Origin of the sequence: Streptomyces albus subsp. chlorinus (genome assembly GCF_013302895.1) — a bacterium.
GTDB classification, from domain to species: Bacteria; Actinomycetota; Actinomycetes; order Streptomycetales; family Streptomycetaceae; genus Streptomyces; species Streptomyces chlorinus.
In genome coordinates, this window is record NZ_VJOK01000001.1 from 3,577,727 (window position 1) to 3,589,413 (window position 11,687).

The following is an 11,687-nucleotide window of genomic DNA, read 5'->3' on the forward strand; positions in this document are numbered from 1 at the left end:
GGCGGGCCGGGGACCGGTGGCCCGCGGCGCGGCGTGGGCGGGCCGGATGGCCGCCGTCGGCGCCCGCCGGGTCATCGACCGGGCCCGGGAGCGGCAGGACCGCGCCACCGCTCGTGACGTTGCCTCCAAGCGCACCGCGGTGCGCAAGGCCCCGGCACGGCGAGCTGCCCGGTGGGCGCTGCTGAAGTCGGCCGCCCGTTTCCACGGCCGCCGCATTCTCGCCGGGCTGCTGGCCGGTGTCGTCGGCACCCTCGGGGCGCCTGTTTCGCTGCTGGGCCGCAAGCTCGGCATTCCCGTTCTGGTGGGGCCCGGTCGGCGCCTCTACCGCCGTCTCGCCGCTTCCGCCCGCGAGTCCCGCATCGAGCGGGACGCAGCGATACGCGCCCGGCTGCGGGAGGCGGAAGCCGCAGCCGACGCGGCGCCCGAGACCGAGATCAAGGACCGGGTGGAGCGTCCCACCCATCTCGCACCGCTCATCCCTTCGAGCCCGATGGAGATTCGCGTGTCTGGTTTCAAGTTCGATGAGGCCGCCGCCGAGATGGAAGAGGCGGCCCGCAACTACAACCCCGACGGGAACATGGAAGTTGTCGAGATGGTGGACAACCTCCCCCAGGCCATGGAGTCCATCGCCAAGACCTTCCTGACCTTGGCGGAGCGCGCGGACGACGAGTTCGCCTTCGAGAAGGACGTGGCCGACGGCTTCGACGACATTTACCAGACGCTCTTGAACGGCGTGGACGCCGCTGAGGAGTTGGTGAAGGTCTTCCGGAAGGTGCACGAGGCGGATATCGCCCGCCACGAGGACCCGCGGAACGGCACCGAGGCCGAGAAGGGCTGGAACGTCTGACATGACCTGGCTTGAGATCGTCTGCCGCATCCTCGTGCCGGCACTGGGCGGCTGGCTCGCGGTGTGGGCCGGGATTGTCCGCATCCCCTGGACGCCGCCTGAGAACCATGAGGGGGACCGATGACCACCACCGCCAAGCAGAACAAGGCTGCCGCCAAACAGGCGGACTTGGGCGCTGGGCCGGTGTGGGACTGGGCAGCCGGTCACGGACCCGTGACCGGCGCCCTGTCCGCCACCACCGGAGCCTGGGCCACCGCCACCGTCGGCGCCGCCACCCACCTGCCCCCCGGCTGGGCCCTTGCCGTCGGCACCGCCGGCGCCATCGGCCACACCGCCGCAGGGCTGCGGCTGCGCAACGCCGGTCGCACCATCGCCGCCCGCGCCGCCTCCTGGCTGGTGGGCGCCGGATGGACCACATGGGCCATGACGCACGGCCCGCTGACCTGGGCCGCGCTCGGCTCGCTTGCCACCATCGGCGTCGGTATCGGTACCGCCACCCGCTCCACCACCCTCTACGAGGAAGCCCGCGAGCAAGAAGCGCTCGCCGCGGAGCAGCGGCAGGTCGCCGCGGAACTGTCCGCGGAGCGACGGGAGATCGCCGCGGAGTGGGCGGAGCGCATCAAGCGCGTGTGCGGGATCGAGGTGCGCGTCCTCGCGGTGGAGATGTGGCCGGCCGGGACTGGGTTCACTCTGGATGCGGAGCTTCCCGGCGGTGTCACCTACGACAGGATCGCCGCCCACGCCGCCGGACTGTCCGCGGACGCGCACCTGCCGCACGGCTGCACTGCCACCGCCGGCATCGGTATCCACCAGGGCCGCACCCTCATCGACGTGGGCACGGTCAACGTCCTGGAACAGGAGCGCACCTACCCGGCCGACTACGGGCCTCTCTCCCTACTGTCCGGCATCCCCTGGGGCTACCGCACCAACGCCGAGGAGATCTGCGTCTTCCTGCGCGAACAGTGCGCCCTTGCCGTCGGCCCCACCGGCTCAGGCAAAACGAACCTGGTGCACGTCATCCTCGCCGGGTTCGCCCGCGCCACCGACGTGCTCACGTGGGTCATCGACCTGAACGCCGGCTCGGCCGGTCTGCCGTGGGTGCTGCCCGCGCTGGAGGTCACCGAACAGGCCTCCCCGATGCGGCCGGGCATCGACTGGCTTGCCTCCACCTACGAGGAAGCCATGCTGATGCTCGACGTGGCCCTGTCGGTGGCCCGCCATCGCAAGACCGTGTATCAGGACCTGATGCGCAGCAAAAACACCGACCTGCTGCCCATTGGCCCCGACATCCCCCAGATCGAACTGGTCATTGACGAGGGTGCCGAGATCCTCGTCTCCACCGACCGGCGGCTCAAGAAACTGGCGGACAAGATCCTGGAGACCATCCGTATCGCCCGGTCGATGGGCGTGCGCACCGTCCTGACCGCCCTGGGCGCGACCGGCGGCGTGCTGGGCAACCTGCTCATCCGCAGGGAAGCCAAGGTACGCGTGGCCCTGACCGGCGGGGCCCTGGAAGGCATGGACCTGGGCAAGCTCTTCCCCGGCACCCGCGGACTGCGCATCGAGCAGGCCCCGTACAAGGGGTCAGGGTTCATGGGCACGCCCGAGTCCCCCGCCGGGCTGTTCAAGGTCTGGCGCATCCTCCCCAGCCAGATCCGGGAGATCGTGGCCGCCACCAGCAGCCGCCATCCGACCTTGGATGGCCCCTCGCTCAAGGCGGCCGGGGAGGCGTACGCGAAGCGGTGGGACGCGGACCGGATCGCCTGGATGCGTGATTCCCGCCGCCAGCCCGAGCAGTCGAGCCCCGTCGCCGTCGAGTCTCCCGTACACGAAGACGGGCAGCGACGGGGGCTGAACCTGCGGGCGCTGCGTGACCAACCCGAGGAAGCCGACGAACTCATCTCCCGGTTCCGTCAGCAGTTGGACGAACTCGGCACCGCCGAGGAACCCGCCAGCCCCGCACGGGAACGCAAGGACCGCCCTGGACTCAACCTGCGGGCCCTGCGCGAAAGCCCCGAGGCCGACGACCGTCCTGACGACGACGGTCCGGAGCGAGAGGAGATGGCATCGGATGGCCGGCCGGAGTGGCTGAGTCAGGCACTCGACGCCATCGAGGCCGCCGGGCCCGCGGGCCTCAAGCCCTCAGCCGTGGCCGACCTTGTCGGCCGCAGCCGTCAGGCAGTCCGGGACGGGCTCAAGGCCGCGGCGAAGCGCGGCGAACTGGTCTACCGCGACAACGGCCCGCACTCCGTCTACGTCCACCCCGACCACGCCTGACAAGCAGCCCAGCCGGACGACAGAGCGCTACTGGCTAGTGGCTACTGGCAACTTGCCACTAGCCAGTAAACCCCCCTCAGCGGTCCTCCAAGGGCTTTCACGTGGGCTTTCGTCACTGGCCACTGGCCACTAGCCACTAGCCACTACGACCACAGACTGTAACCACCGAGGCGGCCCGCACGGGCCGCCTCCTCGCATGGGAGGCGTCTTGTGGAGACCCCCTACGAGATCACCACCCTCACCCGCACCGACCACCCGACCCCACCCGCACACGCGATCCGGCCGCCGCTCGGGCCGTCGGAGATCCCGCCCGGGGTGGAGGTGGTGACCCTGCCCGACGGGCGGCGCACCCTCGCCTACACGCAGCCTCCGGTGCCCGCCGCACCGGCCCCGGTCGCGTCGTCGTCCGGGGTGCCCGCGTGGGCCAAGACGACCGCGCTGCTCGCCCCCACCGTCGGCGCCGGCATCGGCGCCGGCGGCTTCGGCCTCTCCTACGCCGCGCCCGGAGTTCTCGCCATGACCGACGCCCTGTGGGCCGCCGCCGCGCTGGTCGCCACCGGCTGCGGCGGCGCCGCCCTTCTCCTCGGCCGGTGGCGCAACCGCGCCCCGGCCCAGATCACCCAGAACATCACCGCCACCGGCCTCTTCAGCCGCGCCAACGGCACCATCAACCACCGTTGAGGGAACACACGATGACCGTCTCCTTATTCGTCCTGCTCGCGCTGGTCGTCTTCGCCCTGCTGCGCTCCCGCGCCGTCGGCGCCTGGGCCGCGATAGCCGTCTTCCTGCTCGGCTTCTACACCGCCAGCACCGGCGCCCGCTCCACCATCAACAACCTCGTCTCCTCGCTTACCAACGCCGCCAACAACTTCGGCAGCTGACCCACTCAGAAGGAGAAAACACCATGGCCCTGGGAGACACCCCGATCACCGTCGTCGGCAACCTGACCGACGACCCCGAGCTGAAGTTCACCCAGTCCGGCGCCGCTCTGGCCCGGTTCACCGTGGCCTCCACGCCGCGCCAGTACGACCGCGAGTCCGGCCAGTACTGCGACGGGACCGCGATGTTCATGCGCTGCTCGGCGTGGCGCGGCCTCGCGGAGAACGTGGCCGCCTCGCTCGCCAAGGGGCACCGCGTCGTCGTCTCCGGGCGGCTGCGTCAGCACAACTGGCAGACCCCCGAGGGCGAGAACCGCTCCATGCTCGCCCTGGAGGTGGACGAGATCGGCCCCTCCCTGCGCTTCGCCACGGCCCAGCCCGTCAAGGCCACCGGAGAGGCCAAGAAGGCCCTGGCTGACGACGCCTGGAACTCCGAGACCGAGTACAGCGACAAGCCGCCGTTCTAGACACGCCAGGGGCGGCCCCCATCTCGCCAAAGACCCGGGGCCGCCCCTGTCCACCCAGCAACTCCATAGAGAACTCTGGAGGTATCCAGCATGACCCAACCCACCCCCTCGACACCATACGAGCACGGTGCTTTCGCGGTGAGTCTGTGCACCGGTTCAGCGGCGCTGGACCTGGCCGTGGAAGCGGTCACCGGTCTGCCGGCGCGGATCGTGGCGGAGAAGGACAAGGCCGCCTCCCGGCTGCTGGCCACGCGCCTGCCCCACGCCACCAACCTCGGTGACATCACGACAGTGGACTGGTCCGCCGTCGCGGCCGGTCTGCCCCGCCCGGCCGCGCTGACCGCCGGCTTCCCCTGCCAGGACATCTCGAATGCCGGACCCAGGAAGGGGATCGCCGGTGACCGCTCCGGACTGTGGACCACCATCGTTGAGGCTGTTCGCCATCTTCGACCCCGACGCCTGTTCCTGGAAAACGTCGCAGCCATCCGCAGCCGGGGACTCGACGTCGTCGCCCGGGACCTGGCCACGCTCGGGTATGACGCACGGTGGATGTGCCTACGAGCTGGAGACCCCGAAGTCGGGGCCCCGCACCGCCGGGACCGCTGGTTCGCCGTCGCCCATCCCGCTGCTGAAGACCCCCACCTCACAGCTGGGGAGGAACGGCGGCCCGCAGCACCCGGACAAACGCAAGGCCGGGGGACACGGGCCGACGCTGGAGGACGAAGCGGTGTTCTTGCTGCCCACACACCCACCACAGCCGGGTCCGGAGGCGGGGGAGGGCTGAGGCTGCTGCCCACTCCTGCCGCCGCCGACGGAACCGGCGGGCCGGGCACCTCCCCGAAGCGCAAGGGCGGCATGAACCTGCGCACCGCCGTCACCCTGCTGCCCACCCCGGCGGCACGCGACTGGAAGTCCGGCGCCTCGAACCTGCTGGGCACCAACTCGGTCGTGGTCAACCTGCTGCCCACCCCGAAGGCATCGGACGGGCCGCACGGCGGACCGAACCAGCGCGACGCCTCGGGCCGCTACTACCTGCCCGGCCAGGCCGTGCGGATGGACGACCGCACGTGGGTGGCCACCAACGGCACCGACTACGGCCCCGCCATCCGCCGATGGGAGACAGTGCTGGGCCGCCGAGCACCAGAGCCCACCGAGCCGGGCACCCGCGGAAACCGGCGCCTCTCACCGGCGTTCGTGGAATGGATGATGGGTGCCGACCCCGGCTGGGTCACCTGCCCCGACCTGGGCCTCTCCCGCTCCGACCAACTCAAGATCCTCGGTAACGGCGTCGTCATCCATCAGGCCGTCCACGCCTACCGGCTCCTGATCAGCGGCAGTCTGGACGCACGGGGCGAAGGGAGGACCGCCGCATGATGGCCCGCAACCCACTCCTGCGCACCGCCCTCGGCCTGGCCGCCGCCGGAGTTCCCGTTCTGCCGCTCAGCAGGGGCAAACGCCCCTTCGGCAACTGCCCCGCCTGCACGGGCAACGCCTGCGGCGGACGGCCGAACATGAAGACCGCAGGCGCCTGCGACTGCCCGCACGTCTGCCACGCCTGGGCCGCCGCCACCACCAACCCCGACGTGATCGCCTCCCGCCCATGGCTCGCCGCCTGGCAGCGAGCCGCCTACGTCGCCTACCACCCCGGCGGCGCCGGACTCACCGTGGTAGACCTCGACAACGAGCACGCCGTCACCTGGGCCCGCGCCACCCTGCCGCCCACCCGCACGGTGGCCACCGGCCGCGGGGAACACTGGATCTACCGCGGCACCATGCGGTCGGCCAACAGCGTGCGGCCCGGGGTGGACATCAAGTCCCGCATGTCCTATGCCCGCTGGCTCGGCACTGGCACCGGCACTCTCACGGACCTGCCGTCGGCAGTCCGCAGGCTCGTGGAAGCAGAAGAGACCACCCGCCCGCGCGGCGGGGTGGTCTCTTCTCCCACAACAGTGGCCACCTGGAACCGGGAAGTGGCCACCGGCTGCCGCCACACCGACGCCTACGTACGCACCGGGCTCGAACGCGGACTGGTCAAGATCCGGGCCTGCACTGAGCAGGGCGCAGGCTCCCAGGCGTTCGGCGTCGCACAGTTCCTCGCAGCACGCCACACCACGTGCCCCGGACCCTGCGGCCTCGACGTGCTGGGCGAGCAGATCGTGGCCGCCGCCGTCTCCGTCGGCGTCCCCGAACCCTACGCCCGCCGAGCTGTCGCCAACGGTATGACCACCGCACCAGGGAGGACCGCATGACCACCTCTTCCCCCTGCGCGGCACAGCCCCCGGCACCGACGGCGGCTGGCGCACCGGAAAGCGTCGCCCGTCAGGGCGTCCTTTCAGCTCTTCCCACCGCGAAGCAGCCCGCCGGCCCGCATGCGGGTGACGGCCGGTATCCCGTGGCCTGGCTGGCCATCACGGCACCCGGCCGCGGCACCACACCGACTGCCACATCCGTGTGCGCCTGCGGACGCAACCGCAGCGCCGTCGGCCACCACAAGGTCCTCGCCCTGGTCGAGGACCACACCACCCACCGAAGCACCTGCCACCAGCGCACCGAAGGGAGGGCCGCCGCATGAGCGAGCCCATCGACGGCGCCGCGCTCCTCGACCAGGTGGAAGCCTTCCACCGCCGCTTCAACGTCTTCCCCACCGAAGCGGCCTACGCCGCCGTGACGTTGTGGGACGCGCACGCGCACCTCATGGACGCCTTCGACGGCACCGCGCGACTCGCATTCCTCTCCCCGGAACCGGGCTCGGGCAAATCGCGGGCGCTGGAGATCGTGGAAACCCTCACCCCGAACGCCGCGATGCTGGTCAACGCCTCGGCCAACGCCCTCTTCCGGCTCGTGGAAGCGTCCGAGGGAACACCCACGGTGCTCTTCGACGAGATCGACACGGTGTTCGGCCCCAAGGCCGGCGACAACGAGCCCGTGCGCGGGTTCCTCAACTCCGGCTACCGGCGCGGGGCCAAGTCGCTGCGCTGCGTCGGGGACGGTGCCAACCAGACCGCAGGATGGTTCTCCTCGTTCTGCGCCGTCGCCATGGCCGGGCTCGGGTCCCTGCCGGACACGATCCTGACCCGCTCAGTCATCATCCGGATGCGCAAGCGCGCCCCCAACGAGAAGGTGGAACCCTACCGCCGCCGCCTCCACGAGAAGCAGGGCCACGCCCTCCGCGACCGGCTTGCCGAGTGGGCCGCGACCGTCCACGACCAGGTGGCTGAAGCGTGGCCGGAGATGCCCGAAGGTGTCTCCGACCGACCGGCGGACGTGTGGGAACCCCTGCTCGCGGTGGCCGACGCCGCCGGCGGTCACTGGCCCGAGCGGGCCCGCGCCGCCTGCGTCGAGCTGGTGACCGCGAGCCAGGACAACGAGGAAGCCTCCCTCGGCATCCGGCTACTGACCGACCTGCGCGACCGCGTCTTCTGCGGCGCCGACCGCATGCCCACCGCAGTCATCCTGGAAGCCCTCCTTGGCATGGACGACGCCCCCTGGGCCGACCTGGACGACAAACCCCTCAACGCCCGCATGCTCGCCAAGCTGCTGGGCCAGTACGTCACCCCGCGCAACAAGCCCATCAAACCGCGCGGCATCCGCACTCCCTCGGGCTTCCCCAAGGGCTACTACGCCGAAGACCTCGCGGACGCCTGGGAACGCTACTGCCCCCCTCCCCCCGAGAAGTCCGCCACGTCCGCCACGTCCGCCACACCCCAGGTCAGCGACGGTGAACCCGTGGCGGAAACCCCCTCCGACAGCCGCCACACGCCGCCGGGAACCGACACACCATCCCTGGCCCTCGTGCGCTGAGCGGATCACTCCCCCTGGCCACGCCGAGGCACCGAGAACGCCCCGGCGTGGCCGCACCAATCCGCCACACAACCGCGATCCGCTACAGATACAAGGCTCTGACCTGCGATGTGGCGGCGTGGCGGACGTGGCGGATTCCCCAGAAGGGCACCGAAGACATGCGCATCAGGCTCCAAGGAACCGAAGACGAGTGCCGCCGCACCGCCGACGCCATCGCCACCGTCCTCGACGTGCTGGAAACCAGCCACCCCTACCCCAACCGCCCCCCAAGCCGCCTCGTACGGCTCCACCTCACCGTGCAGCCGCCTGCACCGCAGAAGGAGGCGTGACCATGGCCCGCGCTCGCCAGATGCTCAAGCTCCCGGAAGTCCTCGAAGAGATAGGCATGAGCCGCCCCGCCTTCTACCGCATGCGCGCCCGCGGACAGGCTCCGAAGCTCATCAAGCTTCCGAACGGACAGCTCCGCGTACGCCGCAGCGACCTGGACGAGTGGTGGTCCAGCCACCAGGAAGACGCCGCCTGACCGATCAGTGACCACCCAGGGGGCCCGCCGCCGGCGGGCCCCCTGGGTCATGGAGAAGCATGCTCACCTACGACGTTGAAATCTGGTCCATCCGGCGCCGCAAGGGGCGCCCGAAGCCGTATGAGCTGCGGTGGCGCGTCGGCACGCGCGCCCACTCGAAGAGCTACAAGCTTCAGCCCCAGGCAGACGGGCGCCGGGCAGAGCTGCTGGCGGCGCTCCGCAACCGCGAGCAGTTCGAGGAAACAACCGGACTCCCGGCCAGCGAGTATGAAGCCCTCAGCTCACCCACTTGGTTCGAACACGCCACGGACTACGTGCTGATGAAGTGGCCGCGAGCAGCGGCCAAGCACCGCGTCGGCATCGCCGAAGCCCTGGCAGTCGCGACGCCGGTCTTTGTGTCGAGCACCCGTGGCGCACCTGACCGGAAGGTGATGCGGCACGCGCTCTATGCCTGGGCGTTTCGCGCCGTCATCAATTCGGAAGGCACGTTCGTGCCCCGGGCTGAGGCGGAGACCCCTCCCAAGGATGTCGCTGCCGCACTGGCGTGGCTCTCAAAGAATTCCTTGAAGCTGAAGGATGCCGCGAAACCGGAGCACATGAGAGCGGCTCTCACCGCCCTGTCGCTCAAGCTGGACGGTAAGCCCGCTGCCGACAACACGGTGACTCGCAAGGTCATGGTGCTCAGCAATGCCATGCGCTTCGCTATCGAGAAGGGCATTCTCACGAAGCACCCCATGCTGGGCATCGACTGGAAGCCGCCGGAGACGGACGATGAAGTCGACCTCCGACACGTGCCGGGGCCCAAGCAAGCACGCGCTCTCATTCAGGCAGTGAGGGAGCAGGGCCCTCGCGGTGAGTACCTGGAAGCCTTCTTCGGCTGCTTCTACTACGCCGCCATGCGCCCCGGAGAGATCGCTTCCCTGAAGAAGGCCGACTGCCACTTGCCGCCCGAAGATGAGCCGGACGCCTTCGGCGAACTGCTGCTGGCGGAGAATCGGCCGGAGACCGCTACGGGCTGGACCGACAGCGGGAAGCCGTACGACGAACGAGGGCTCAAGCGTCGCGCTCGCGGTGCGACTCGCCCCGTTCCCATCCCGCCCACGTTGGTACGAATGCTCCGAGCCCACATGAAGAAGTACGGCACTGCTCCCGACGGCCGGCTGTTCTGGGCTGCTCGTGGAGGACGCATCCGAACCACTGAGTACTGCGACCTGTGGGCGGAAGCCCGCGTCAAAGTCCTGACCCCGGAGGAGGCAGCAAGCCCCTTCGCTGATGACCCGTACTCCCTGAGGCGTGCGGGTATCTCGCTATGGATCAAGGCAGGGGTCGACCCTGTAGAAGTCGCTCGCCGGGCCGGGCACAGCCTGGCAGTCCTCTACCGCTTCTACGCGAGGCTGCTCCGGGGCGGCGAGGGGCGGGCAAACCGGCTGATCGCGCGGGCGCTGGAGGCCGAGGAGTAGCCCACATCCTGGCCCACGTATGGCCCGCACAGGCTGGTCAGCGGTGGCATACGAGCGAGACAGGGTGAGACACGCACGCGCAGAGGGTGTTCTCCCGCACCGGGGGAACACCCTCTGACCTGCACTCTTTCTACCTGTGCGGAGGCGGTGGGATTTGAACCCACGGAGGTGTTGCCACCTCTACGGTTTTCAAGACCGCTCCCTTCGGCCGCTCGGGCACGCCTCCCCGCGTCGCCATGGACGACGCGGGGACAGCCTAGCGCGTGGTCAGTCGTCACCCTTGCGGGTGCCGAGGGTCAGCTCGACGGTGTGCTCCTTGCCGTCGCGCTCGTAGGTGAGCTGGACCTTTTCGCCCGGCTTGTGCGTCCAGATGGTGCCGATGAGGGTGGGGCCGCTGTCGATCACGGTGTCGTCGAGTTTGGTGATGACGTCACCGGGCTTGAGGCCCGCCTTGTCGGCCGGGCCGTCCGGGGTGACGGGCTCGGTGCCGTTCTCACCGGTGCGCGAGATGGTGGCGCCCTTGCCCTCGCCGCCCAGCTCGACCGTCGCGCCGATCACCGGGTAGACGGGGCGGCCCGTCTTGATGAGCTGGTCCGCCACGCGCTGTGCCTGGTTGGAGGGGATCGCGAAGCCGAGGCCGACGCTGCCGGACTGGCCGCCGCCCTCCATCCCGCCTCCGCCGCCACCCGACTGGATGGCCGAGTTGACGCCGATGACCGCGCCCTGCCCGTTGAGCAGCGGCCCGCCCGAGTTGCCGGGGTTGATCGAGGCGTCGGTCTGGAGGGCGTTCATGTAGGACGCCTGGCTGCCCTGGCCGTCGCTGGAGGCCACCGGTCGGTTCTTCGCGCTGACGATGCCGGTGGTGACGGTGCCGGAGAGGCCGTACGGTGCGCCGATGGCGATCGTCGCGTCGCCGACCGCCACCTCGTTGGAGTTGGCCAGCGGCAGCGGGTTCAGCTTGCGGTCACCGACACCGCTCAGCTTCAGCACCGCGATGTCGTACCCCTGGGCGTTGCCGACGACGTGCGCGTCGTACTTCTTGCCGTCCGAGAACGTCGCCGTGAGCTTGCCGCCCTGCGTGGCGTTGGCCACCACATGGTTGTTGGTGAGGATGTGGCCTTCCTTGTCGAAGACGAACCCGGTGCCCGTGCCCTCCTCGCCGCCGCCGGACGACCGGATGGTCACCACGCTCGGCAGCGCCTTCGCGGCTATCCCCGCGACGGACTTGGGCGAGCGGTTCAGCTTCTCGGGGTCGGCGGAGGAACTGATGGTGGTGCTGCCGACGTTCGCGCTGCGGTCGGCCGCCCAGAAGCCGAGGCCGCCGCCGAGGCCGCCCGCGACGAGCGCGGCGACGACGACACCGGCGATCAGTCCGCCGCGGCGCTTCCGCCCGGCCGGCTCCGGGCCGCCCGGACCCGAGCCCGGGGGCATCGC

General features: G+C 70.3%; 13 protein-coding genes, 1 tRNA gene and 1 pseudogene. 13 read left to right on the forward strand and 2 right to left on the reverse strand.

Going from position 1 to position 11,687, the window contains the following annotated elements; translation table 11 throughout:
* The 13 genes and pseudogenes from FM076_RS15890 to FM076_RS15945 form a co-directional block, all read left to right on the forward strand.
* Positions 1-847: pseudogene (locus FM076_RS15890) on the forward strand (hypothetical protein); the annotation flags it as partial.
* 1 nt (position 848) lies between these two features.
* On the forward strand, positions 849-971 hold the full coding sequence (locus FM076_RS34670; RefSeq protein ID WP_274598809.1) for a hypothetical protein: 123 nt from the start codon (positions 849-851) through the stop codon (positions 969-971).
* Positions 968-3,124, forward strand: a complete 2,157-nt coding sequence (locus tag FM076_RS15895; RefSeq protein ID WP_173871357.1) for a hypothetical protein — start codon at positions 968-970, stop codon at positions 3,122-3,124. Before FM076_RS34670 ends, FM076_RS15895 begins: the two co-directional genes overlap by 4 nt.
* Positions 3,125-3,334: 210 nt before the next feature.
* Entirely contained in the window at positions 3,335-3,805 is a 471-nt protein-coding gene (locus tag FM076_RS15900; RefSeq protein WP_173871359.1) for a hypothetical protein, read from the forward strand.
* 11 nt (positions 3,806-3,816) lie between these two features.
* The gene (locus FM076_RS15905; RefSeq protein WP_173871361.1) at positions 3,817-4,005 is read left to right on the forward strand and encodes a hypothetical protein; all 189 of its coding nucleotides are present in this window, start codon (positions 3,817-3,819) and stop codon (positions 4,003-4,005) included.
* A 23-nt stretch (positions 4,006-4,028) separates the two neighbouring features.
* Entirely contained in the window at positions 4,029-4,469 is a 441-nt protein-coding gene (gene ssb, locus FM076_RS15910; RefSeq protein WP_173871362.1) for a single-stranded DNA-binding protein, read from the forward strand.
* A 90-nt stretch (positions 4,470-4,559) separates the two neighbouring features.
* Positions 4,560-5,843 (forward strand): DNA cytosine methyltransferase, encoded by a 1,284-nt coding sequence (locus FM076_RS15915; protein ID WP_173871364.1) that lies wholly within the window; start codon positions 4,560-4,562, stop codon positions 5,841-5,843.
* Complete coding sequence (locus FM076_RS15920) at positions 5,840-6,718, forward strand: bifunctional DNA primase/polymerase (protein WP_173871365.1); 879 nt, start codon at positions 5,840-5,842, stop codon at positions 6,716-6,718. Before FM076_RS15915 ends, FM076_RS15920 begins: the two co-directional genes overlap by 4 nt.
* Complete coding sequence (locus FM076_RS32960) at positions 6,715-7,041, forward strand: hypothetical protein (protein ID WP_180217680.1); 327 nt, start codon at positions 6,715-6,717, stop codon at positions 7,039-7,041. Before FM076_RS15920 ends, FM076_RS32960 begins: the two co-directional genes overlap by 4 nt.
* Positions 7,038-8,270, forward strand: a complete 1,233-nt coding sequence (locus tag FM076_RS15930) for a DUF3631 domain-containing protein (protein WP_173871367.1) — start codon at positions 7,038-7,040, stop codon at positions 8,268-8,270. Before FM076_RS32960 ends, FM076_RS15930 begins: the two co-directional genes overlap by 4 nt.
* A gap of 158 nt (positions 8,271-8,428) precedes the next feature.
* The gene (locus FM076_RS15935) at positions 8,429-8,599 is read left to right on the forward strand and encodes a hypothetical protein (protein WP_173871369.1); all 171 of its coding nucleotides are present in this window, start codon (positions 8,429-8,431) and stop codon (positions 8,597-8,599) included.
* Positions 8,600-8,601: 2 nt separating this feature from the next.
* Positions 8,602-8,793, forward strand: coding sequence for a helix-turn-helix transcriptional regulator (locus FM076_RS15940; RefSeq protein WP_173871371.1), 192 nt, complete (start codon positions 8,602-8,604; stop codon positions 8,791-8,793).
* Between the two features lie 59 nt (positions 8,794-8,852).
* The gene (locus tag FM076_RS15945) at positions 8,853-10,253 is read left to right on the forward strand and encodes a tyrosine-type recombinase/integrase (protein WP_173871373.1); all 1,401 of its coding nucleotides are present in this window, start codon (positions 8,853-8,855) and stop codon (positions 10,251-10,253) included.
* 139 nt (positions 10,254-10,392) lie between these two features.
* Here the strand turns inward: FM076_RS15945 and FM076_RS15950 are convergent.
* Positions 10,393-10,479 (reverse strand) — tRNA-Ser (locus FM076_RS15950).
* Between the two features lie 41 nt (positions 10,480-10,520).
* Positions 10,521-11,687 (reverse strand): S1C family serine protease (locus FM076_RS15955; RefSeq protein WP_173871375.1); only part of this gene is annotated, 1,167 nt, incomplete at its 5' end.

Coding starts and splice junctions, on each gene's coding strand:
- FM076_RS15935 (WP_173871369.1), top strand. CDS start 8,429: ATGCGCATCAGGCTCCAAGGAACCGAAGACGAGTGCCGCCGCACCGCC.
- FM076_RS32960 (WP_180217680.1), top strand. CDS start 6,715: ATGACCACCTCTTCCCCCTGCGCGGCACAGCCCCCGGCACCGACGGCG.
- FM076_RS15915 (WP_173871364.1), top strand. CDS start 4,560: ATGACCCAACCCACCCCCTCGACACCATACGAGCACGGTGCTTTCGCG.
- ssb (WP_173871362.1), top strand. CDS start 4,029: ATGGCCCTGGGAGACACCCCGATCACCGTCGTCGGCAACCTGACCGAC.
- FM076_RS34670 (WP_274598809.1), top strand. CDS start 849: ATGACCTGGCTTGAGATCGTCTGCCGCATCCTCGTGCCGGCACTGGGC.
- FM076_RS15940 (WP_173871371.1), top strand. CDS start 8,602: ATGGCCCGCGCTCGCCAGATGCTCAAGCTCCCGGAAGTCCTCGAAGAG.
- FM076_RS15930 (WP_173871367.1), top strand. CDS start 7,038: ATGAGCGAGCCCATCGACGGCGCCGCGCTCCTCGACCAGGTGGAAGCC.
- FM076_RS15895 (WP_173871357.1), top strand. CDS start 968: ATGACCACCACCGCCAAGCAGAACAAGGCTGCCGCCAAACAGGCGGAC.
- FM076_RS15905 (WP_173871361.1), top strand. CDS start 3,817: ATGACCGTCTCCTTATTCGTCCTGCTCGCGCTGGTCGTCTTCGCCCTG.
- FM076_RS15920 (WP_173871365.1), top strand. CDS start 5,840: ATGATGGCCCGCAACCCACTCCTGCGCACCGCCCTCGGCCTGGCCGCC.
- FM076_RS15945 (WP_173871373.1), top strand. CDS start 8,853: ATGCTCACCTACGACGTTGAAATCTGGTCCATCCGGCGCCGCAAGGGG.